The sequence below is a fragment of the Flavobacterium sp. N2038 genome, assembly GCF_025947185.1.
Classification (GTDB): Bacteria; Bacteroidota; Bacteroidia; order Flavobacteriales; family Flavobacteriaceae; genus Flavobacterium.
The window spans coordinates 49,101-73,040 of the sequence record NZ_CP110001.1 but is presented as its reverse complement, the minus strand read 5'-3'; the positions used below and the strand labels follow the sequence as shown (position 1 = coordinate 73,040).

At 34.5% G+C, this 23,940-nt stretch carries 15 protein-coding genes; 12 read left to right on the top strand and 3 right to left on the bottom strand.

Annotation, left to right across the window (positions count from 1 at the left end; translation table 11 throughout):
- Positions 1–100: 100 nt before the first annotated feature.
- The 10 genes from OLM51_RS00250 to OLM51_RS00205 all read left to right on the top strand — a co-directional run bounded on the left by OLM51_RS00250 (position 101) and on the right by OLM51_RS00205 (position 15,977).
- Entirely contained in the window at positions 101–2,542 is a 2,442-nt protein-coding gene (locus OLM51_RS00250; RefSeq protein WP_264552434.1) for a choice-of-anchor tandem repeat GloVer-containing protein, read from the top strand.
- A gap of 349 nt (positions 2,543–2,891) precedes the next feature.
- Positions 2,892–5,567: a methionine synthase gene (gene metH, locus OLM51_RS00245; protein ID WP_264552433.1), complete on the top strand. Its 2,676-nt coding sequence runs from the start codon at positions 2,892–2,894 to the stop codon at positions 5,565–5,567.
- Between the two features lie 82 nt (positions 5,568–5,649).
- A complete protein-coding gene (locus OLM51_RS00240) occupies positions 5,650–6,006 on the top strand; it encodes a four helix bundle protein (RefSeq protein WP_264552432.1) in 357 nt (118 codons plus the stop codon).
- A 149-nt stretch (positions 6,007–6,155) separates the two neighbouring features.
- The gene (metF, locus tag OLM51_RS00235) at positions 6,156–7,112 is read left to right on the top strand and encodes a methylenetetrahydrofolate reductase [NAD(P)H] (RefSeq protein ID WP_264552431.1); all 957 of its coding nucleotides are present in this window, start codon (positions 6,156–6,158) and stop codon (positions 7,110–7,112) included.
- A 151-nt stretch (positions 7,113–7,263) separates the two neighbouring features.
- Complete coding sequence (locus OLM51_RS00230) at positions 7,264–7,917, top strand: class I SAM-dependent methyltransferase (protein WP_264552430.1); 654 nt, start codon at positions 7,264–7,266, stop codon at positions 7,915–7,917.
- 150 nt (positions 7,918–8,067) lie between these two features.
- On the top strand, positions 8,068–9,291 hold the full coding sequence (locus OLM51_RS00225; protein ID WP_264552429.1) for a dicarboxylate/amino acid:cation symporter: 1,224 nt from the start codon (positions 8,068–8,070) through the stop codon (positions 9,289–9,291).
- A gap of 84 nt (positions 9,292–9,375) precedes the next feature.
- Positions 9,376–10,785, top strand: coding sequence for a pyridoxal phosphate-dependent decarboxylase family protein (locus tag OLM51_RS00220; RefSeq protein ID WP_264552428.1), 1,410 nt, complete (start codon positions 9,376–9,378; stop codon positions 10,783–10,785).
- A 291-nt stretch (positions 10,786–11,076) separates the two neighbouring features.
- Positions 11,077–13,422 (top strand): TonB-dependent receptor, encoded by a 2,346-nt coding sequence (locus tag OLM51_RS00215; protein WP_264552427.1) that lies wholly within the window; start codon positions 11,077–11,079, stop codon positions 13,420–13,422.
- A 35-nt stretch (positions 13,423–13,457) separates the two neighbouring features.
- Positions 13,458–14,702 (top strand): DUF4374 domain-containing protein, encoded by a 1,245-nt coding sequence (locus OLM51_RS00210; RefSeq protein ID WP_264552426.1) that lies wholly within the window; start codon positions 13,458–13,460, stop codon positions 14,700–14,702.
- Positions 14,703–14,810: 108 nt separating this feature from the next.
- Positions 14,811–15,977, top strand: coding sequence for a PepSY-associated TM helix domain-containing protein (locus tag OLM51_RS00205; RefSeq protein WP_264552425.1), 1,167 nt, complete (start codon positions 14,811–14,813; stop codon positions 15,975–15,977).
- Between the two features lie 285 nt (positions 15,978–16,262).
- On the opposite strand, the gene OLM51_RS00200 is transcribed toward OLM51_RS00205, so the two are convergent.
- Both OLM51_RS00200 and gldA read right to left on the bottom strand, forming a co-directional pair.
- Complete coding sequence (locus OLM51_RS00200; protein ID WP_264552424.1) at positions 16,263–18,386, bottom strand: TonB-dependent receptor domain-containing protein; 2,124 nt, start codon at positions 18,384–18,386, stop codon at positions 16,263–16,265.
- 411 nt (positions 18,387–18,797) lie between these two features.
- Complete coding sequence (gene gldA / locus OLM51_RS00195) at positions 18,798–19,694, bottom strand: gliding motility-associated ABC transporter ATP-binding subunit GldA (protein WP_264552423.1); 897 nt, start codon at positions 19,692–19,694, stop codon at positions 18,798–18,800.
- 132 nt (positions 19,695–19,826) lie between these two features.
- Between gldA and OLM51_RS00190 the strand changes: the two genes are divergently transcribed.
- Together OLM51_RS00190 and OLM51_RS00185 are read left to right on the top strand one after the other, a co-directional pair.
- Positions 19,827–20,405: a porin family protein gene (locus tag OLM51_RS00190; protein WP_264552422.1), complete on the top strand. Its 579-nt coding sequence runs from the start codon at positions 19,827–19,829 to the stop codon at positions 20,403–20,405.
- Between the two features lie 194 nt (positions 20,406–20,599).
- The gene (locus OLM51_RS00185; RefSeq protein WP_264552421.1) at positions 20,600–21,181 is read left to right on the top strand and encodes a porin family protein; all 582 of its coding nucleotides are present in this window, start codon (positions 20,600–20,602) and stop codon (positions 21,179–21,181) included.
- 292 nt (positions 21,182–21,473) lie between these two features.
- Here the strand turns inward: OLM51_RS00185 and metE are convergent, their stop codons facing one another.
- Complete coding sequence (gene metE / locus OLM51_RS00180; protein ID WP_264552420.1) at positions 21,474–23,795, bottom strand: 5-methyltetrahydropteroyltriglutamate--homocysteine S-methyltransferase; 2,322 nt, start codon at positions 23,793–23,795, stop codon at positions 21,474–21,476.
- Between the last annotated feature and the right edge of the window lie 145 nt (positions 23,796–23,940).

The window sequence follows — 23,940 nt, the reverse complement described above, 5'->3', positions numbered from 1 at the left end:
ATTACCAATAATATATAAATATATCTAATCAGGAGAAATTTAGTAGTTCCCATTTATGAATTTGAAGACTTTGAAAAATAATGACAAATTGTTATTGATAATGAAACGATTATTTCTAATCGTTTTTATTGTCGTTTTTCAATGCGATGTCTATTCACAAAATAATGCTTTTTGGGGCATATCAGAAACTGGTGGAGAATATTATAGTGGATCTGTTTATAGCATAAATGAAAAAGGAGACAACTTTAAAGTAAAGCATTCTTTTGAAACAGTTGTAGGCGAGTGGCCAAGAGGTGTTTTATGTAAAAAAAATGAAAACACCTATTACGGAATTGCTTCTGGTGGTTTATATAGAGGCGGTTTGATTTTTCAATTTGATCCGTTGTCTAAAAATTATAAAGTACTGTTTAATTTTAGTAATAATGACGGCTGGTTACCTGAAGGAGGATTATTGCTTTTGGATAATAAGTTGTATGGAGTGACTTATGAAGGAGGAACAAATCGTAAAGGAATTATTTACTGTTTTGATTTGTATACGAACACCTTAAAGGTATTGCATAATTTTGATGGAATAAATCAATATTCTAATATTGGGGCTAAAACGCAATTAGTGGTATTAAATAATACGTTATATGGTTTGACAAAAAATGGAGGAGAATATGATAAAGGTACTTTGTATTCATACAATCTAGAAAAGAATATTTATAAAAAATGTATTGATTTTGATGGAAAAATTGGAGCATATCCTTTAGCACCATTGACAATTACTAAATCAGGAAAAATTATAGGATCAACTTCTCAAGGACTCTCAAATAAAGATGGGAAATTGTTTGAGTTTGAGCCAGAAAAAAATATTTTGTCACCTATCTTATCCTTTGACAAAGTGGAAGGAAGTTTTGTACAATCGCAAATAATTTCTTTAAACGATTCAACTTTGATTGGTGTTACAACTTATGGAGGAAAGAATGATTCGGGAGTTATTTTTGAATACGATTTAAAAAAGTCTAATTACAAAGTTCTTTTTAATCTTTCTGAAAAAGAAACGGGTAAGGAATCAAAAGGAGTTTTAAGCCTTTCTGATAATGGAGAAGTTTTAGGTCTTTTATCAAAAGGGGGACTTTATAATTGCGGGACAGCATTTAGTTATAGTGATGTAAAAAAAGAATTTAAGGTGCTTATGCATTTTGATACACAGAAAGGCTATGAATTTAATAACGGATTTATTTTTCAAGATCAATGGTCGGTTATTGGTGTAGCAACTGAAGGAGGACAATTTACACGTTACGGAAACATATTTACGATCAATTTAAAAGATCAGAGCTATACACAATTACTAAATTTCCAAAATAGTGCAGATGGACGAAAGCCAATCGGAAATCTATTATACTGGAAAGGTTATGTTTATGGTATAACTAACGAAGGAGGTAAAAGTGATGCAGGAACAATTTATAGGATTTCTGTAAAAGATAATAAGTTTGAAAAAGTAATTGATTTACATGACTATCATATTTCAAATCCTTCTGATGGATTGAGTTTAGATTTTGATGGAAAAATGTATGGATTTGCAGGAAGTTCAGACCCAAAATCATTGCCTAAAGTATTCTATTATAATCCAGAAAACAATAAAATTGTAGTGCTATTAAAATTTGGAAACGATGCATTACCAGATAAATCAATGTCTCAAGATGACTCAAAAATATTAGAAAATAGAAATAATAATCAGGTAGTAGTTAAAATAACTGAAAAACCTAAATATATAGATTTAAATAAAGAAAAATTAGAAGCAGACGCCGTTATAATTATCGGCAGAAAAGAAGATTCTAAATATCTATTTGAGAAACCTATTGGAGCTCCAGTAATTGTAGGGGAAGATTTATACGGTTTATTTGATATAAATGATACTCCAAAAAATGGGGGAATTTTTAATTTTAATTTGAAATCAAAAAAAATTAGAGTTCTTGAATATTTTGGGCATGGGGTTTCTGGAAACTTAATTTATAACAAAGGAAATCTCTTGTATGCAAATTCTGAAGGAAAAATCGATTCTACTTCAGTTATAAGCAATAATTATTTTGATGATAAAAGAAAAGGACCAGAGGGATATATCAACGGATATGGAAAAAAAGTTTTTTATAATTTCCCTATGCATTTTGATCTATTGTGTAAAAATGTTCTGCAAGATGGTATTGCGAAAGGTGTAATTTGTTTTGGAGTACCTGATGTAGTTAATTTTAATGAATTAAAGAATGAAACTTCAGGTAAACCATATGATTTGGCAGCTATTTATGTGAAAAATGATAAGAATAGATTTGTCAAGGCTGAGACATTCAATGTAAAAACAACAGGGAGCGTATTAGTGGGGCCATTGTCTTATCATTCAAATGATTTTTATGGAGTAACCTCTTTTGGAGGAGAATTTGGAAGCGGTGTTTTTTTTAGATACAAGCCTAAAGAAAATGTATTTGAAAAGCTTTTTGATTTTCCTATTAAAGAAGACACCTATCCTACGAATCCATCGTCACTTTTATGGGTAAAGAATTAAATTTATATAAAAGAGCCATAAAAGAATGAAAGTTCGTAAGGAACGAAATATGTATGATGAGAATTTATTTCATCAAAAAATAAAATTGAAACTGGGGAAAGAGAAATTGTCTTATGAAACCAAATTTGCGTGAGGGATAGAAGTGAAAAGCCCACAGCCTGACGAAGGAAGTGCGAGGACTTGTAACGGATAGCCCGGTTCGCCGCGGCGAAACACGCCCAAATTAAAATATTGAAAATGAATATACCTACAAGGTTTTAAAAACCTCGCAGGAAAGAAAATAGAATAAAAAACTTAGAATCTAAGCATCTTAGCCCCGATAGCTATCGGGGTAGAAACTTAAAAAGAAATGACAGAAAAAAGAAGAGACCTTGTATTATCAGGATTAGAACCGTTGATTATCACGCCGGAAAGTGTTTTCGTGAATGTTGGTGAGCGTACAAACGTAACAGGTTCAAGAAAATTCCTAAGATTAATCAAGGAAGAGAAATATGACGAGGCACTTGATATTGCAAGACAACAAGTAGAAGGTGGAGCACAGATCATCGATATTAATATGGATGAAGGAATGCTTGACGGAGTTACTGCAATGACTAAATTTTTGAATTTAATTGCGGCAGAACCAGACATTTCGAGAGTGCCGATTATGATCGACAGTTCGAAATGGGAAATCATCGAAGCGGGTCTTAAAGTAGTACAAGGAAAAAGCGTTGTAAACTCGATTTCGTTAAAAGAAGGAGAAGAAGCTTTTATTCACCACGCGCGACTAATCAAACGTTACGGAGCGGCGGCAATTATCATGGCTTTTGACGAAGTAGGTCAGGCCGATAATTACGATCGTCGAGTGGAGATTTGTCAGCGTTCGTATGATATTTTGGTGAACAAAGTTGGTTTTCCTCCGCAGGATATTATTTTCGATTTGAATATTTTCCCGGTTGCAACGGGAATGGAAGAGCATCGCTTAAACGCTTTGGACTTCTTTAGAGGAACAAAATGGGTTCGTGAAAATCTTCCACACGCGCATATCAGTGGCGGAGTAAGTAACGTTTCGTTTTCTTTTAGAGGAAATGACACGGTTCGTGAAGCGATGCACTCGGTATTTTTATACCACGCAATTAAAAACGGAATGACGATGGGAATCGTAAATCCCGAGATGCTTACGATTTACGATGATATTCCGAAAGACTTATTAGAACACGTTGAAGACGTAATTTTAGATAGACGTGACGACGCCACAGAACGACTTTTGGATTTTGCTGAAAATGTAAAAGGAGAAGTAAAATCAGATGAAAAAGCGGTTCAGGAATGGCGTTTTGGAACGGTTCAAGAGCGTATTACGCATTCGTTAGTAAAAGGAATTGATGCTTTTATTGAAGAAGATGTTGAAGAAGCACGTTTGGCCGCAACAAAACCAATTGAAGTTATCGAAATCAATTTGATGACGGGAATGAATGTCGTTGGAGATTTATTCGGAAGTGGAAAAATGTTCTTGCCTCAGGTTGTAAAATCGGCTCGTGTAATGAAAAAAGCGGTGGCTTATTTATTGCCTTTTATTGAAGCAAGCAAGCAAGCAGGAGACAAACAAGGAAACGGAAAAATCTTGATGGCAACCGTAAAAGGTGATGTTCACGATATTGGTAAAAACATCGTTTCGGTAGTTTTGGCTTGTAACAATTACGAGATTGTAGATCTTGGTGTTATGGTGCCTCCAGAGAAAATCATTGCGGCAGCGATTGAACATGAAGTAGACATTATTGGATTAAGCGGACTAATCACACCTTCGCTTGACGAAATGGTGTATTTAGCCAAAGAATTAGATAAACAAGGAATTAAAATCCCGATTATGATTGGTGGGGCAACAACTTCGCGTGCGCATACAGCCGTGAAAATTGCACCACAATACAGAGAAACAGTAATTCACGTAAACGATGCTTCGAGAGCCGTTACCGTTGCAGGTAATCTGTTAGATCATAACCGAAAAATATATGCGGCAGATATTCGTGCAGAATATGATTCTTTTAGAGAAACATTTTTAAATCGTTCGAGAGATAAAAACTTCCTGACGATTGAAGATGCCCGTAAAAATAAATTACCGTTGGATTGGTCTGAATATAAGCCAACTAAACCAAAAGTAATTGGAGCACAAACCATAGAAATAGAACTAGATGTCTTGGTTCCGTATATTGACTGGACACCATTTTTTCAAACTTGGGAATTGTACGGAAAATATCCGGCGATTTTAACGGATGAGGTTGTAGGCGAACAAGCAACTTCTGTTTTTGCAGATGCTCAGGCGATGCTGAAAGTGATTTTGGCAGAGAAAAAATTAAAAGCAAAAGGTATTTACGGAATTTTTCCTGCGAATCAGGTTGATGATGACGATATCGAATTGCGTGATGAAAAAGGAAAAGTTTTAGAGAAATTCTTAACGCTTCGCCAGCAGTCACAAAAAACGAAAGGCGCTCCAAATATCGCTTTAGCCGATTTTATTCTGCCAAAAGAAAGCGGAATAGAAGATTATATGGGCGCTTTTTGCGTAACCACAGGTTTTGGTGTAGATGAATGGGCAGCGGAATATGAAAAGAATTTAGACGATTACAACTCGATTATGGTGAAAGCACTTGCCGATCGTTTTGCTGAGGCTTTCGCCGAATATCTTCACGAGAGAGTTCGTAAAGATTTCTGGGGTTATGATTCAGAAGAATCGTTAACCAACGAAGAATTGATTAAAGAAAATTATAAAGGAATTCGTCCGGCGCCAGGTTATCCTGCTTGTCCAGATCACTTGGAAAAACCAACGATTTGGAAGCTTTTAAATGTAGCCGAAGAAATTGGAGTTACCTTGACAGAAAGTATGGCGATGTGGCCGGCTTCATCAGTTTCTGGATATTATTTCGGAAACCCAAAAAGCAGGTATTTCGGACTAGGAAAAATAAAAGAAGATCAGGTAGTAGATTACGCCAAACGACGCAATGTTCCAACTGATTACGCAATGAAATGGTTGAATCCTAATATAGCAGATTAATTTGGTTGATGGTTGATGGTTTTTGGTTGATAGATTTGAACTCAAAGGGCCATCAACCAACAACGATTAACGAACAACTAAAATGGAATACAGTAAATTAGAAGTGTGGCTTGAGGCTAGGAAGTTGGTGAATCTATTGTATGATTTTTCAAAATTGTTTCCGAAAGAGGAATTGTTCGGGTTGACTAATCAGATGAGAAGAGCAGCAATTTCGATACCCTCAAATATAGCTGAAGGTTGTGGAAGACAAACATCAAAAGAAACGATACATTTTCTTCATATTTCAAGAGGATCGTTATATGAATTGGAAACCCAATTTTATTTAGCATTTGATCAAAAATATATTGAAGAAAATAATTTTAACATTGCGCTTGGCCAGATTCAGACTTGTAAAAAGTTGTTAAACGGATTTATTAACTATTATAAAAAAATAATATAGTTGAGGTTACTATTTTTCAGTTGCTATATGACCAACAACAAACAACCATCAACCGACAACTAAATAAAGATTGATTTACGTTTTTTGATTTCAGATTTTTTACACAGACTAAAACTCAAAATTCATAACTCATAACTCATAACTTAAAAATGAAAGTAACAGAACATATAGAAAACGCCAAAGGGAAAACATTATTTTCATTTGAAATTATTCCGCCTCAAAAGGGGAAAAGTATTCAGGAATTGTACGATAATATCGATCCGTTGATGGAGTTTAATCCGCCGTTTATTGATGTAACGACTTCTCGTGAAGAATACATTTATATTGATCGTGGTAACGGGCTATTGGATAAAAAATTGACTCGTATGCGTCCGGGAACACTTGGAATTTGCGCTTCTATAAAACATAAATATAATGTTGATACTGTTCCGCATTTGCTTTGTGGCGGATTCACACAGGAGGAAACGGAATATATGTTGGTTGATTGTCAATATTTAGGAATCAACAATGTAATGGCACTTCGTGGTGATGCCATGAAAGATGAGCAATCTTTTACCCCAAAAGCTGGAGGAAATCACTATGCCATTGATTTGGTTCGACAAATAAACGATCTTAATTGCGGAAAATATCTGCATGAAGTTATGGATATCGACAACAAAGCAAATTTTTGTATTGGTGTTGCAGGTTATCCGGAGAAACACTTAGAATCTCCATCTTTACAATCGGATTTAAAGAGATTAAAAGAAAAAGTAGATGCCGGAGCCGATTATGTGGTAACGCAAATGTTTTTTGATAACGCTAAATATTTCAACTTTGTTGAAAAAGCAAGAGAAATGGGGATTACAATTCCAATTATTCCAGGAATTAAGCCAATTGCTGTTCAAAGACACTTACAAATTTTACCGCAGATTTTTAGAATCGATTTACCGGAAGATTTAATTGATGCGGTTGACAAATGCAAAAATAACGCTGAGATCAAACAAGTTGGAATTGAGTGGGCTGTTCAGCAATCATTAGAATTAAAAGCAGCCGGGGTTCCGTTTTTGCATTATTATTCGATGGGTAAATCTGAGAATATTCGTCAGATCGCCAGCCAGGTTTTTTAATGATACACTGAACTTTGTCAAAGTTTAAAATTTTGACAAAGTTATTCGAGTCTTGTGTGCTTCCTCGTTCCTCGGAATGACAAGAAAGCGCTTAATTTGGATTTTGGTCCCGATAGCTATCGGGATTATTTGGAATTTAACTTTAACGATTATGAAACAAGAAGAATTACAAGCCATTGCCTCTCAATTAAAACATCCATCGGGAGAAAAAGGAATCGAAATGGCCAATATGATGCACGAAACAAACATCAATATGACTCGGCATTCCATCCAAAATCTAAATATATCCAAAGGAAATAAAATTTTGGAATTGGGTCACGGAAACGGGGGACATCTGGAATTTCTTTTCGAACTGGCTGAAAACCTAAAATATTACGGACTTGAAATGTCTGAACTAATGTTTCAGGAAGCACGCCAGATTAACCGAAATTTTGTTTCCCAAAAACAAGCTTTCTTCTCGCTTTATGATGGAAACAAAATTCCGTTTGAGACTGAATTTTTCGATAAAATATTTACAGTAAATACGCTTTATTTCTGGCAGAAACCTGAAGAACTACTTTCAGAAATTTATCGGGTTTTAAAGCCAAATGGAAAATTCTGTTTGACATTTGCTGAAGAAGATTTTATGAAGACACTTCCGTTTACACAATTTGAATTTGAGCTTTACAGTACTGAAAAAGCGCAGAAACTAATTGAGAAAACAGCTTTTAAAATTGTTCACACCGAAAGTCAGACCGAAAAAGTAAAAAGCAAAACAGGAGAATTGGTTGATAGAGCTTTTACAACGATTGTTCTGGAAAAATAAAAGTTTTTTGCCACAGATTATAAGGATTAACGCAGATTAAAAAATCCTTTTAAATCTTTTAATCTGTGGCAAAAAATAATTCTCGCAGTTTTTTTTAGTACTTTCATTCTTTATTATTAATCTTTCTGAATTATAATCCTCATTAAAATCATGGAAGTTAAAAAAATCAATTTTCTACAAAGTTACAGCAGTATACTTTTACTTCTTGGCGGTATAGTAGTCGGAAGTGTTTTTGGGTTAATTTTTGGAGAAAAAGTTTTGGTCATAAAACCATTGGGAGATATTTTTCTGAATTTGCTTTTTACCGCTATTATTCCGTTGATTTTCTTTACAATTGGTTCTTCGATTGCTAATCTGGAACGAACAGAAAAACTGGGAAAGCTATTCATTGTGATGGTATTGGTTTTTCTGACTACACTTCTTATTTCGGCCATTGTCATGATTTGTGCTGTATATCTTTTTCCAATTCATCAGGATATAGCAATTACCAAAGTTCCGTTTGAAGAAATTCAATCAGGATCTGCTGGAGATCAAATCGCAAAATTGCTTACTGCAAATGATTTTTTCGAATTGTTATCTCGAAAAAGCATGCTGGCGCTGATAATATTTTCATTTCTAATTGGTTTTGCCACTTTACAATCTGGAGAAAAAGGAAATGCTTTCAAAAGTTTTCTGGATTCAGGAAACGAGGTTATGAAACAACTTTTAAACATCATAATGAAATTTGCGCCAATTGGTTTAGGAGCTTATTTTGCCTACCAGGTTGGTGTTTTTGGACCTCAATTGTTTGGAATTTATGCAAAACCTATGGCGGTTTATTATGCTGCCTGTGTATTTTACTTCTTTACATTTTTCAGTTTATATGCACTTATTGCTGGCGGAAAAAGAGCTTTTAAAGTTTTTTGGAGTAATAACATTACACCTTCTTTAACCGCAATAGGAACCTGCAGCAGTATTGCAACGATTCCGGCCAATCTGGATGCAGCACAAAAAATGGGAATTCCGGCGCACGTTCGAAATCTGGTTATTCCGCTCGGAGCACCATTGCATAAAGACGGTTCGAGTATGTCATCGATTCTTAAAATCACTTTTCTGTTTGCCATGTTTGGAAAAGATTTTACAGAGCCTTCAACCATACTTCTGGCATTAGGAATTACTATTATTGTTTCCATTGTAGAAGGCGGAATCCCAAACGGAGGTTATATTGGTGAAGTTCTGGCAATTACTGTTTATGGTTTCCCAATGGAGCAGGCTTTACCTGTTGCCATGATTTTAGGCACCTTGGTTGATCCAATCGCTACTTTGTTAAATGCCAATGGAGATGTGATTTCATCTATGCTTGTTTCAAGGTTTTCTGAAAAAACCAAATGGTAGTTTTTTTTAACTAAAATTATAAAATCTTTATAAATCTGCTTTTATCCACGCAATCTGCGTGAACATAACTAATACAACAAACTTATGAATTCAATACTGCAACAAGATCTAAACGATTTTGAAAATATCTTAGAAAAAGCAAAACAGCAAGGAATTAAATTTTTAAATAACCTGGATACAATTCCCACTTCGAGTAAAGCATCTGTTGACCCCAATCAGATTCTGAATGAATTCGGTTTAGGATCATTAGAAACACTGAAAGAATTTAATGAAAGATTAGCACCTTTGATGGTATCGTCACCCGGACCACGATATTTAGGGTTTGTTACAGGAGGTTCAACGCCGGCATCTGTTGTAGGTGATTGGTTAGCGGCAGTGTACGATCAAAATACACAGGCAATAAAAGCACAAGGTGGAGCTTCGGCACTTATAGAATTTGAAACAATTAGCTTATTGTTGCAGTTGTTAGCATTACCGGAAACTTTTTTAGGTGGTTTTGTAACCGGAGCAACAATGTCAAACTTCACTTGTTTGGGAGTTGCAAGACAATGGTTTGGAAAACAATCCGGAAAGGATTTTGCAAAGGAAGGAATTTCAATACCAGTTCATATTTTGACAGCTACACCACATTCCTCTTCTGTAAAATGCTTATCTATGTTAGGTATCGGAAGCCAAAACTATACTGTTGTAAAAACGATAGAAGATAATCGTGAAGCAATTGATCTGGTAGATTTAGAAGAAAAAATAAAACAGTTAAATGGTCAACCTTTTATTTTGATTTCGAGTGCAGGAACCGTTAATACAGCAGACTTTGATGATTTTGAAGCTATTGGTAAGCTAAGAGAAAAGTACAAATTCTGGTGGCACATTGATGCTGCATTTGGTGGTTTTGCAGCGGTTTCAGATAAGTTTAAACATTTGGTTGAGGGTTGGGATGGAGCAGACAGTATTACAATTGATTGCCATAAATGGCTAAATGTACCATATGAAAGTGCTTTTTATCTCATTAAAAAAGAGCATGTAATGTTACAGATTGAAACTTTTCAGAATTCTAATGCACCGTATTTAGGAAATCCGTTAGAGAATTTTAATTACTTAAATGTATTGCCTGAAAATTCCAGACGATTAAGAGCACTTCCAGCCTGGTTTTCTTTAAAAGCATATGGAAAAGAAGGATACAAAGATATTATTGAAAACAGTACGGCATTGGCACTTCATTTTGGAAATGCCTTAATTGAAGCAGAAGGTTTTGAATTAATGGCCCCAATTCATCTTAATAACGTTTGTTTTACATTAAAAGGCAATCAGAACCAGGAAAATGTAAGTGAGTTTTTGGCACGTTTAAATGATAAGGGAAAAGTATTTATGACACCAACAGTTTATCAGAACCGTAAAGGAATCAGAGCGTCTTTTGTAAATTGGCGTACTACAGAGAATGATATTAAAATTATTATAGAAGAGATGAAAGAAACACTTTTAGATCTGGAGATCTAAAAAAGTATAGAATTTTTAGAAGCCCATTTATTTTGTAAATGGGCTTTTTTTATGCCATTTTCAGATTTTAGAGTTAAAAATCGGCTTGAAAATTTAACTTTTTCATTTAATTATCTTAAGCAAATCTTAAGATAAAGATGGTTTTTGTCTAAGAACCATTCTATTTTTTATTGATATTTAGGTTAAAAAGTTAATTACTATTCTTATTTAGAATAATTAAAAATAATTAGGAAAAACTATTCTGAGGGCTTAATTTTGTTGAAATTTAATTTTCAAATCAAAATTTATCTGATGCAAATAAGTAAGTTATTGCTCTTGATTACAATTCTATTCACTTCACTTCAAGGGTATTCACAAAAAAGCAAAGCTAGTTTAAACGGAATCATTTTTACCAGTCCTGGCAAACCTGCCGAAGGAGTTTCGGTAGCTTTAAAAGGAACAGTTTACACCACTTTAACCAATAGCAAAGGCGAGTACAGGATTAATGCCGAAGCAGGTAATTACACTTTACTTGTTACTCATATTGGTTATAAAACAACAGAGGCAGCTATTTTTTTAAAGCAAGGAATTCTGTCGAAACAGGATATTACACTAGAGGAAGATATGGCGGCTTTAAATGAGGTTGCCGTGATTGGTAAATCTAGAGTGCAAAGAGTACGTGAACAGGCTTATAATATCACAGCAGTAGATCTTAAAAAAACGTATAATACCTCTGCAGATTTAAATCAGGTTTTAAATAAAACAACCGGGGTTCGTATTCGGGAATATGGAGGATTAGGATCTGCTTTTAATTTTTCACTGAATGGATTTTCCGGAAATCAGGTCAAATTTTTTCTGGACGGAGTTCCTATGGATAGTTATGGTTCTGCGCTTACCCTAAATAATATTCCGGTTAATATGGCCGAACGAATTGATGTTTACAAAGGGGTTGTTCCAATCGAATTAGGTGCAGATGCATTGGGAGGAGCGGTTAATATTGTAACCAATAAAAATGTGAATCGTTATGTTGATGCTTCATATAGTTATGGTTCATTTAATACACACAGAGCAGCAGTAAATACAAGATTTTCAGGCAGAGATGGTTTTATTGCCAATGTTAATGCTTTTGCCAATTATTCTGATAACGATTACAAAGTTGATGTAAGCGTTGTAGATAAAAATACTTCAAAGTTTTTGCCGGAACAGCAATACAAGCATTTTCACGATGCTTATAAATCGGGAACCATAATGGCCGAAGCAGGATTTAAGAATAAAAGTTTTGCAGATTATTTGCTTGTAGGTTTTGCTGTTGCCGGAAATAAAAAAGAAATTCAGCAGGGGAGAACCATGCAAAAAGTCGTTGGACAGGCATTTACAGACAGTGAAAGCTTTATTACTTCCCTAAAATACAAGAAAGACAATCTTTTTACTAAAGGTTTATCACTTAATGTTAATACTACTTATGCTTTAGTAAACAATCGTTCTGTAGATACCTCTTCGAGAGTGTATGACTGGACAGGAAATTATGTGTACAGGCAATTTGCGGGAGCCAATGACAAAGGAGAGTTGGGCAACAAAACAATATATGTGTATGACGAGGCCAATTCGCAGGTAACATCAAATTTAAAATACGAGTTAAGTAAGCAACATTCGATAGCTTTCAATTACACGTATTTAGGATATACACGTAAAGAAACCGACGAATATTTAAAGGTTGTTGAACTTGGAAAACCCAGTATTGATAAAAATATTTTAGGTTTCGGTTACAACTTTAGCGGACTGGAAAACCGATTAGCCATTTCTGCTTTTGGTAAAATGTATGATTTGTCTACTAAAATGATTGCCAACTCGATTACCCAGTCAGCATCGTCAACAAATTATGGATATGGAGCTACTTCGGCGTATCATTTATCAGATAAACTTCAAATAAAAGGATCCTATGAACATGCATATCGATTGCCTTCAGCGACCGAAATGCTGGGAGATGGTTTAACAATAAACAGCAATATTGGTCTGAAGCCGGAAAGCAGCGACAATGCCAATTTAGGACTGGCATTTCTAACGCAGCAAAACAAGAATCATTTCAGTGCCGAAACCAGTTTAATCTACAGAGAAGCAAAAGATTTTATCAGAGAGAAACAAGAAGGAGACAAAACTGTTTTTGAAAATCTTCAAAATGTACAAATTACAGGAGTTGACGGTGTTTTTAGATATGGATATGATGAGTTGCTTACTTTCGAAATAAACGGAACCTATCAAAAAAGCCTGAACAAGAATAAATTTAAAACAGGAACAACCAGTCCCGATGCCTTGTATGATGCACAATTGCCAAACGTTCCAATCTTTTTTGGTAATGCAGATCTGACTTTTAATTTTAAAAATATCAAATATCAGGGTGACCGACTTTCTGTAAATGCAAGTGCAAATTATATCGATGCTTTTTACCTGACCTGGCCGGTTTTAGGAAATCTGGAAACTAAAAAAGCAATTCCGGAACAGTTTACTCAAAATGCAATGATTGCTTATTCTTTCTTAAACGGAAAATATAATCTGGCTTTTGAATGTAGAAATATCACTGATGTAAAGGTCTACGACTATTTTAAAGTACAAAAACCAGGAAGAGCCTTTTCGATTAAGTTCAGATATTTTCTTCAATAATTAAACAATAATAATAACCCTTAATAAATTTAATCATGTTTGTAAACAAATTCGCAAAATGCTTTGCATTAGCCTGTCTGTCACTATCTATTTTTTCATGCAGTAGTGATAGTGATTCACCTTCGACTGAACCAGCTATAAACGGTACTAAATATGTTGCCTCTTACTGGCTGGACGATTACACACAGTATATTCTTGATTTTAATTCTACAGATCAGTTAATGAACGGCGAAATTAGTGCAAAAGGCGTGGGAATCGAGCAGGGCGGAAGTTGTTTTCCTATTGCTAATACTTTTTTTGCATTAAGTACAGACGACGAAGGAGCAGCTTCGTTTAGCCTTAACAGTGCAGGGAAACTAGTGCAAGGAGGTAAACTAGCTTTTGAATCTTCGTACGCAGTGGGATATACTGATGATAAAAAACTAATCAACATTGGAGCTACCTGGGACGGAAGTTCTTCTGATTATGAGCTTATGATTTATAACCCGACTACCATTTCTATAGAAGGACGTAAGTTTAACGATTTTGCTGTAAGTCAGGAGAATAAAAAGATTCTATACTGGCCAACCGGAGCTGCAGTATCAGGAGATAAACTTTTTGTTCCTGTTTATACTAAAGATGTAACCGACGGAACAAATAAAGTATTATCGTCTGATGCTACTATGAGAGTTTATAAATACCCTTCTTTAGAATATGTAACTACAATAAAAGACACCAGAACAACTGCAATTGGAATTTATTACACCAATACAGGAATTGTTCAGACAGAGTCAGGAGATATTTACACATTTTCTTCAAATGCTCGTGCAGGAGGTTATCCTGTTACAACAGCTGCTTCCGGAGTTTTGCGTATCAAAAAAGGAGATGCTAAGTTTGATCCCGGATACTTTTTTGATATTGAGACGAGTACTTTAAAAGGAAAAGTTCTGGCGGCATATCCGTTAGGAGGAGAAAAAGTTTTTATCTCTTATATTCCTAATGATGTTGATGCTGCAAATTCAGTTTACAGTTTCTTAAATACAAAAACAATTTTCAAATCGGCTATCTTAGACTTATCGGCTAAAACTATTCTTGCCGTAACGGGTTTACCGGATCATGGTGGAGATGAATTTTTTGGAGTTGGAAGTTTGTTTGTTGAAAACGGAAAAGCATATAAAAGTTTTGTTACCGGCAATGAAGCCCGCGTTTATCAAATTGATATTGCTACCGGTGTTGCAAAGGCAGGAGCTCTTATAAAAGAAGGTCTTTATTTGCCAACAATTGGTAAACTAACGTACTAAATAAATTACTAAGAAATGGCTTGAGGTATTATTAATGTAATGCTCAGGCCATTTTATGTATTAGGTTTTTTGTCTTTCGTAATATCTTTTTCTCAAACTACATTTTCAATGAATATTTTTAAAAGCCGCTCAAATAAACCTCCAAATAAAGGAAAATCACGTTTTAGTAAAATCAATGCCTGGCTGCATTTGTGGCTCGGACTTGCCTCAGGAATAATTGTATTTATAATGGCCATTACAGGTTGTATTCTGGTTTTTGAGCAGGAAATAAAATCCTTAACGTCTCCCTGGCTCAATGTTGAAGTTCAAAGTCCTGAGAAATTATTACCACCATCTCAAATTTATGCCGCTGTTCAGAAAGCATTGCCGAACAAAGAAATTCATGGCGTTTGGTATAATGGTTTAGATAAATCAATAAAAGTAGATATCGAATCAGACTCTTTGATTTATGTAAATCCGTATAACGGTCAGATTACCGGAATGGTAGATCATGAAGATTTTTTTCATATTGTCGATGAAGGACATCGTAATCTTTGGCTGGATCGGGATATTGGATCACAAATAACAGCCTGGGCAACCTTTATTTTCTTCTTTTTGCTTATAAGCGGACTGATTCTCTGGTTTCCGAAAAAATGGAATAAAACCACTATTAAAAATAGTTTTAAAATAAAATGGGATGCCAAATTCAAACGTCTCAATTATGATTTGCATAATGTAATGGGGTTTTATGTGCTCATTTTAGCAATACTGATCTCTTTTACCGGATTATTAATGAGTTTTCATTGGCTTCGGGAAAGTACTTATTGGATAAGTGGCGGATGGGTTACTGAAAAAGATAAAACAGAAAAAACAATTACTCTTAAAAATGATGATTTATCCGAACAACAATTAGATAAGCTGGAGGCAGCCGATTTTATCTGGAAAAAGGTCCGAACTGAGATTGCCAAAGAAAATAAAGAAGCAGTTATTATACATTTTCCGGATGATCCAAAGGATGATTTTTATGCCTGCACAGATATGCATAAAGGAATTTGGAGAGATTTATATTTTGATGCCAAAACATTACAGTTATTGCCAAAATCAGAAAACTACATTAGTAACGAACGATTTTCAGATTGGTTAATGCGATCCAATTATAGTCTTCATATTGGTGCTATTGGAGGATTATCTACTAAGATTATTTATTTTACCGCCAGTTTAATATGTGCCAGTCTGCCCTTAACCGGTTTTTACATTTGGTGGGGAAGAAAGAAAAAACAAAAATCTCGAGTGTAGCTATAAATTTTTGTTTGGTTTTTTTGTTAGTTAGTGTTTAAAAGTCTTTTGTGAGAAGTAACATTCTTCAAGAGACTTTTTTCTTGTTTAAGAACGAAAGGAAAGCTTCAATTCAAAAGGAGTTGTCAAGGTAAATATTGAAATAAAATAAAAATCAGCGTAAATCAGCTTAAACCCGTGTCACCCGTGTGCCATTCGACTAAAAATAGAAAGAGCCTGCTTAAACAAGCAGGCTCAGTTCCATCAAAAAAAAAACAAAAACAAGGAAACTAAAGATTCAAAATATTAGATTCTATAGGTAAATGATAATGTTGCAATACGGTTATCAAGATCATATCTTTTATTGATACTCGTTTGCGCTATGACTGAATTAATGTGGAAATTATTAGTATTGAAAATGTCGGTAATATTCAACTTGATGTTGCCTTTGTTCGAAAGGATTTGTTTTGAAATTCCGATACTAAAATCAAAGAAAGAATCTCGTTCGTAAATGCCTAAATTAGATTTTGATTGGTATTGGGCATTCATCTCTGCTTTTAAACTTTCAGATAAAGTAAAAGAGTTCTGTACATTTAGATTTAAAGTCACGATGGGATCAATAGTCGCAGCGTTTAAAACATTCCCCATAAAACGATTTTCAAAAACATTGAATAATGTATTTACAGACCAGAATTTATAAAGTTCAGCCGAATGCGTTATGTTTACGCCATAATTGTACGATTTAGAAATGTTTATTTGTGATGTTACAGTAGTATTAGTATCAGGATTATAATCATAGACTTCTGTAAAAACATCTTTTGTAGTATTAAAATATACTGATGCCATAAACACACTTTTCCAGGCATATCCCGCTTCTATTGCATGTGTGATTTCAGGAACCAAATTTGGATTTCCCTGAGAATAGTTAAATGAATCGTCGTAAAAGCGAAATGGGTTCAAATCAAACTGACTCGGTCGGTTGATTCTTTTGCTGTAAGAGGTATGCAGCGAATGATCGGCAGTCAATTCATATTTCATAGAAATACTGGGAAACCATTTTAAATAATCATCTTTATGTTCTTCATGTAAGGTTTTTTGCAGAATATTAATTGCTGTATATTCAGATCTTAAACCACCCTGAATATTAAAATCTCCTATCTGATACTTATAATTAGCGTAGGCCGCATAAATCTGTTCCTTGTATTCAAAATGATTGGTTGAGGTGGGATCAATAAGCCATTGATTATTTTCGTAATATTCATAAACAGAAGGATTGTCGTTGTTTTTTAAACTTGCTTTAAATCCCCATTCGATAGATTGTTTTTCTTTTAATGGATTAGTAAAATCTACTTTCCCTGTAAAAACGCTCAACTGCGACGGAATATACCCTCTTCTGTCATTGATTTCAGCTGTATTTGAAGGGGCAATATTTTGTGCACTCTGAAATTGGTTTGATCTAAATTTTGAAGTTTCGTATTCAAAATCAAAAGACATATTTTTTCCTTCCGTATTAAATTTATGAACTCCGGAGAAAGCATATGTATAGTCATTCCATTTTTCTTTGCTGTCGTTGTAAGTCGATGCATCAAACTGTACCTGATCTAGCGCATTTAGCAATGTATTTTGACCATTGGCAATATTTTCATAACGCCCCAATTTGGCATCAACAGATACTTCAAAATTGGTTTTAGTCGAAATCTCGTAAGTAGTTCCAATTTTAAAATTGTTTGAAGTCAAAGGCTCGTCTGTAACCGAAGATTGATGATTTTTTGTTGAAATTTGCTTACGTGTGACATCTGTATACTGAATCTGACCAAACTCTTTGCGTTCTTCTTCACCTCTAAAAGTGTAACTGTAATTACCGTAAATGCCAAATTTGTCTTTATTATAACTTAAATTAACACCAGAATTAGTTCTGTTTTTTCGGCCTCTTCCATAACTGGCAAATGCAGTTCCTTTCAAGCCTCCTGTACCTGGTTTTTTTAGGATAATATTTATGATTCCGGCTTTTCCTGTTGCATCATATTTAGAAGAAGGATTCGTGATAACTTCTATTTGCTTTATATTTGATGAGGTTGTCGATTTTAAATAATTAGCCAGTTCTTTCTGCGAAAGCTGCGTTAATTTGCCGTTTATCATGACCGCAACGCCCTGTTGTCCGCGAATAGATAAATAGCCATCCTGAGAGACAATAACCCCGGGTGCTCGTGATAAAACATCCAGAGCAGTTCCGCCTTCCGATACAATACTGTTCTCGACGTTAAAAACCAGTCTGTCTGATTTTTGGGTGTATAAAACTTTCTTTTTTGTAATAACAATCTCATCCAAGACATTTATAGAGGTTTCAACAATGCTGTCACTTTCTTTTTCGGTTTGGGAATAAGAATAAACAGAAAATGCAAGCATCATTGAGGTAATTATATTTTTCATGTGGTATTTGGCTTTTATTATAATAACTGGCTTTTTATTACTGCAGGATGATTTGCTCCATTTTATCTGAAATTTTCTTTTGAATATTTTCAATGGAGCTTAAAACTGAATTGATAAAATTGATTTTAGAAAAAATTGATGACTCCATTTTCGAGTAAATATTGGGTTTCAGGAAGCAAATATAATACTATTTATATCAAGTCTAAATAAAAATAAATAATTTTTTGCAATGAAATGTCAATAGTTTGATAACGAGTTGCTAAAACTAGCCAAAAAACGATCTTTTGTTTAGAGAAGTAATAAGCTAAAGAGACTAAAAAAGAAATCCTGTTTATTCTGGTAAAGAATAAACAGGATTTAATATAATTTGGATAGAATTAAAACTGAGGCTGAAAACCGAAAAGCGAAAGCCTATTTCGTAATTTCTCTAAATACAGCTTCAAGGTTTTTATTCTTCTGATTTAATTGCAAAGTTTTCAATCCGTTTTCATTGGCAAAATCAAAAATGGCCGGACGCATGTCTTTTTCGGTAATAAAAGTAAGTTCCCAGGTCATGTCATGCGTGTTGATGTATGTAGAAATATTTTCAATTTTGGACAGAAGCTGTTCTTCTACCTGATAATCAAATTGTACCTCAATAACTTGTTCTTTATTTGCAGCAACTAAATGGTCTAATTTGTTGTCCGCTACAATTTGTCCTTTGTCAATAATGATGACACGATCGCAAATTGCTTCGACTTCCTGCATAATATGTGTTGACAGAAAAACAGTTTTATTTTTTCCAACATTTTTAATTACATTTCTAATTTCCATTAACTGATTCGGATCCAGACCTGTAGTTGGCTCATCCAGAATTAAAACATCCGGATTATGCAATAAAGCATTGGCAAGTCCAACACGCTGGCGGTATCCTTTAGAGAGCTGCCCAATCTTTTTATGGCTTTCCGGTGTCAGTCCTGTCAGTTGAATTACTTCTTCAATTCTTGATTTTTCAACCTTATAAACATCGGCATTAAAAGCCAAATACTCACGAACATACAAATCCAGATATAGCGGATTATGCTCTGGTAAATATCCTATTGAGCGTTGTACCGCTTTAGTGTCTGTCATGACATCGTGACCATTTACAAGGGCTGAGCCGCCATCGGCTAATAAATAAGTCGTCAAAATTTTCATTAAAGTAGATTTTCCTGCTCCATTTGGGCCCAGAAATCCAACAATTTCTCCCTTCTGAATCGAAAATGAAATTTCGTTTAGCGCTTTTTGAGTTCCGTAACTTTTTGATATGTTGTTTACTTCTATCGACATGACTTTTTATTTGCCACAAAAATAAACAGAAATAGTCTCGATTGCTAAATTTTGTTTCGGAAACAATTTAATTTTTAATGTTAAAATCGGCATCGTTATTGTTAAAGGGATATTAAATTTTAAATAATACAAATGAAAAAAATGTTAGTTATGGTTGCATTAGCTGTAGTAAGCTTTGCAAACGCGCAAAAAGGTACAATTTTAGTTGGTGGAAGTATTGGTTACACTTCAAACACTAGAACTCTTGGAAACAATGAAGTTAAAAACAACGATTTTAGCTTTTCTCCAAAAGTAGGTTACCAATTTCACGAAAACTGGACTGTAGGAGGTGAAGCTTCTTTTGGTTCAGAAAAAGTAAAACAAGGAACAAACGAAGAGAGATTTAATACTACTAAATTAGGTGCATTTTTACGTTACACAATGCCATTAAACCAAACTTTTGCTTTCTTTGCTGAGTTAGGAACTGGTTTTCAAAGTGAGAAAAACAAAACTTATGCAGGACCAATTACTACAACTGCAAAAGGTGATGGTATGTATATTGGTGTAACTCCAGCTCTTTTCATTGATATGAAAAAAGGTTTTGGTTTAAACTTTAACATTGGTGGTTTAGGATACAACACTATCAGCTACGAAAATAATGGACCAGAATACAAAAACTTTGATTTTAATTTTGGTAAAGCATTTAACATTGGAGTTTCTAAAAACTTCTAATCTTAAGTTAAATATTCAATTTCAGAAAGCGCTCCAAATGGGGCGCTTTTTTTTATAACTATTTCTTATTCTTATTTTAATTTTTAACCTATTTAAATTGAGTTGTTTTTAATTAATCGTTAAGAAAATAACTACGATTCTATATTGGTATTTTAATTGTTTGTTGTATGTGAAATCTTAATAAATTATCACATATGAAAAAAATGCTACTTATTCTTGCATTGGCTATGGTTAGCTTTGCAAATGCCCAAAAGGGAACAATTTTAGTTGGAGGAAATATTGGTTATACTTCTGAAAAAATTGACAGGGAAATTGCCTCTGCAAAAAACAATACTTTTGAGTTTTCTCCAAAGGTTGGATATCAATTTCATGATAACTGGACAGCTGGAGCCGAATTCTCGGTAGAATCTTCAAAAACTAATCTTGGAGAGGGTGAAGGTAAAAGCAATACTTTTAAAGCAGGAGCTTTTGTGCGCTATACAATGCCGTTGAGCGAAACTTTTTCTGTTTTTGCTGATTTAGGAGCCGGGTATCAAAATCAAAAAATCAAAAATTACGAAAATGGCTCACTTATTTCAGATAATAAAGCCAACGGCTTTTATACAGGTTTAACTCCAGCTCTTTTTATTAATATGAAGAAAGGTTTTGGGTTAAACTTCAGTATAGGTGGTTTAGGATATGAAACGTTAAGTTACGATAAGGATGATGCTGATTATAGTAAATTTTTCGTCAATTTTGGAAAAACAGTAAACATAGGAATTTCTAAAAACTTCTAGTTTTAGGTTTTATGGAAATAGAAAAACGCTCTATTTAGAGCGTTTTTTTTTTGTTTGTAAAAGTTCTTCTGAAAACTAAAATTTACAGCTTAGCCCTGATAGGAACGGCATCCTTTTGTGTTGGGGTTCAACACAAAAGATATAGTGAATAGCGGGACCGAACGTTGTTTTGAATGCGAAGATGTCCTGCTTCTAAAAAAATAAATAAATACCAACAAAATGAAGCCGAAACGAATCATAACTAAATTCGGCCTCACTTGCTGGCATAAAAAACAAAAACTATTTAAAGGTATTAAGTCACAGGATTTTCAACTGCTGCTCTCATTTCCTGAGCGGCTGCCACCATCTCGATCAATGCTTTTTTGGTTTCATCCCAATGACGTGTTTTTAAACCGCAATCCGGATTTACCCAAAGTTGATCTACGGGAATAACCGCAGCTGCTTTTTCTAACAAACGAACCATTTCTGTGCTTGATGGTACACGTGGTGAGTGAATATCGTAAACTCCGGGGCCAATCTCGTTTGGATATTTGAAATTGGCAAATGCATCCAGAAGTTCCATTTGCGAACGGGAGCATTCAATTGTAATAACATCAGCATCCATGTCGGCAATGTTTTGAATGATATCGTTAAATTCGCTGTAACACATATGCGTATGAATTTGTGTATCGTCATTAACACCACTTGCTGAAATACGGAATGCTTTTACAGCCCAGTCTAAATAGTTTGCCCATTCTTCTTTTCTCAAAGGCAGACCTTCACGAATTGCAGGTTCATCAATTTGGATAATTTTGATTCCGGCTTTTTCAAGATCTACAACTTCATCACGAATAGCTAAAGCGATTTGCGTACAAGTTTCGGAACGAGGCTGATCGTTACGAACAAATGACCATTGCAAAATAGTTACAGGTCCCGTAAGCATTCCTTTTACCCATTTTGGAGTTAAAGACTGCGCATATTCAGACCATTTTACTGTCATAGGTTTAGGACGGGAAACGTCTCCGTAAATAACCGGAGGTTTCACACAGCGGCTTCCGTAACTCTGTACCCAGCCGTTTTTGGTAAACGTAAATCCGGCCAATTGCTCACCGAAATATTCCACCATATCGTTACGTTCAAATTCTCCGTGAACCAGAACGTCAATTCCGGTTTCTTCCTGAAAACGAATGGTAGCTTCAGTTTCTTTTTCGATTAAATTATGGTATTCCTCAGTTGTTAATTCGCCTTTTTTGAATTTTGCTCTCCAGCTTCTTACTTCAGCAGTTTGGGGGAAAGATCCAATGGTTGTAGTTGGAAAAAGGGGCAGATTTAAAGCTTCAATCTGACTTTTTCTTCTTGTTGCAAATGCACTTTTGCGTTTATCATCAGAAGTTGTAATTCCCGAAACCCGCGCTTTTACTTCGTTATTATGAATTAATTTTGAAGTTTTACGATTGTTATTTGCAATGCTATTTCTTTCGTAATCAACAGAGTTTTTTACGTCAATTTCGTTTGAGGCAAATTGTTTTAAAAGTACGACTTCATTGATTTTTTGTTTAGCAAAAGCAAGCCATTGTTTAATCTCCGGAGTAAGAGTCTGATCGTTTGTTTCTAAGTCTAAATCACACGGACTGTGAATTAAAGAACAAGACGGAGCTATTAAAATTCTGTCTGCACCTAAAGCATCGACAGCTTTTTTGATTAATTCTAAAGATGGTTTGAAATCGTTTTTCCAGATATTTCTGCCGTCAACAACTCCTAGAGAAAGATTTACGTTTGAAGCTAATTTTCCAGAGTCTAAAATATCATCTAATTGTAAAGGACAACGAACTAAATCTAAATGAAATGTATCAACCGGAAGCGCCAAAGCAGTTTCTAAATTTTCTCCAAAACAATCAAAATAGTTCGCTAAAACAATTTTAAGTTTCGGAAAACGAATGTTGATTTCGTTGTATACCTCAGTATACGTTTTTCTTTCTTTATCAGTTAAATTTAGCGCTAAAAATGGCTCGTCTAATTGAATGTATTCAGCATTTTCGGCCTGAAGTTTTTCGAAAATTTCAAAATATACAGGAAGTATAGCATCAATAAGGTCAATTCGGTGAAAACCTTCTTCTTTTTCTTTTCCCAATAATAAATAAGAAACAGGCCCAATTAGAACCGGTTTTGTTTTTATTCCTAAAGCGTTTGCCTCTTTAAATTCGTGGATTATTTTTTCTGAAAACAATTCAAATTTTTGATTCTTGGTAAATTCAGGCACAATATAATGATAGTTCGTATCAAACCACTTTGTCATTTCCATGGCAACAACATCCTGACCTTCTTTTTGAGAACCTCTCGCCATAGCAAAATACAAGTCCAGAGAAGAGTTGCTTTTTGCCAGTTCGTGATAGCGTGCCGGAATTGCTCCAACAGCCAGAGTCAAATCGAGAACCTGATCGTAAAAAGAAAAATCATTAGACGGAATTAAATCTATTCCGGCCGCCGATTGTAAATGCCAGTTTTTGCTGCGAATGTCTTTTCCGGTTGCGATAAGTTCGTCTGCCGAAATTTGTCCTGCCCAGTAAAGCTCACTTGCTTTTTTGAGTTCTCTGTTGCTGCCTATTCTTGGATAGCCTAAGTTGTTTGTTTTCATTTTTGATTCAGTATTTTTTACTGAACAAATTTACGTTCTTGGTTTTTATAACTTATATTTGAGTTTTATTTCAGTAAAATGTGTTTTTAAATGTATTTTTAAAAGATTTTATTACTGTGAAAACCTTTTTAGTGGAACTTTAGCC

Excerpts from the sequence above, each read along its gene's own strand:
- OLM51_RS00250 (WP_264552434.1), top strand. The coding sequence starts at position 101 with ATGAAACGATTATTTCTAATCGTTTTTATTGTCGTTTTTCAATGCGAT.
- metH (WP_264552433.1), top strand. The coding sequence starts at position 2,892 with ATGACAGAAAAAAGAAGAGACCTTGTATTATCAGGATTAGAACCGTTG.
- OLM51_RS00200 (WP_264552424.1), bottom strand. The coding sequence starts at position 18,386 with ATGAAAAATATAATTACCTCAATGATGCTTGCATTTTCTGTTTATTCT.
- OLM51_RS00210 (WP_264552426.1), top strand. The coding sequence starts at position 13,458 with ATGTTTGTAAACAAATTCGCAAAATGCTTTGCATTAGCCTGTCTGTCA.
- metF (WP_264552431.1), top strand. The coding sequence starts at position 6,156 with ATGAAAGTAACAGAACATATAGAAAACGCCAAAGGGAAAACATTATTT.
- gldA (WP_264552423.1), bottom strand. The coding sequence starts at position 19,694 with ATGTCGATAGAAGTAAACAACATATCAAAAAGTTACGGAACTCAAAAA.
- OLM51_RS00220 (WP_264552428.1), top strand. The coding sequence starts at position 9,376 with ATGAATTCAATACTGCAACAAGATCTAAACGATTTTGAAAATATCTTA.
- OLM51_RS00225 (WP_264552429.1), top strand. The coding sequence starts at position 8,068 with ATGGAAGTTAAAAAAATCAATTTTCTACAAAGTTACAGCAGTATACTT.
- OLM51_RS00205 (WP_264552425.1), top strand. The coding sequence starts at position 14,811 with ATGAATATTTTTAAAAGCCGCTCAAATAAACCTCCAAATAAAGGAAAA.
- OLM51_RS00190 (WP_264552422.1), top strand. The coding sequence starts at position 19,827 with ATGAAAAAAATGTTAGTTATGGTTGCATTAGCTGTAGTAAGCTTTGCA.
- OLM51_RS00215 (WP_264552427.1), top strand. The coding sequence starts at position 11,077 with ATGCAAATAAGTAAGTTATTGCTCTTGATTACAATTCTATTCACTTCA.
- OLM51_RS00240 (WP_264552432.1), top strand. The coding sequence starts at position 5,650 with ATGGAATACAGTAAATTAGAAGTGTGGCTTGAGGCTAGGAAGTTGGTG.
- OLM51_RS00185 (WP_264552421.1), top strand. The coding sequence starts at position 20,600 with ATGAAAAAAATGCTACTTATTCTTGCATTGGCTATGGTTAGCTTTGCA.
- OLM51_RS00230 (WP_264552430.1), top strand. The coding sequence starts at position 7,264 with ATGAAACAAGAAGAATTACAAGCCATTGCCTCTCAATTAAAACATCCA.
- metE (WP_264552420.1), bottom strand. The coding sequence starts at position 23,795 with ATGAAAACAAACAACTTAGGCTATCCAAGAATAGGCAGCAACAGAGAA.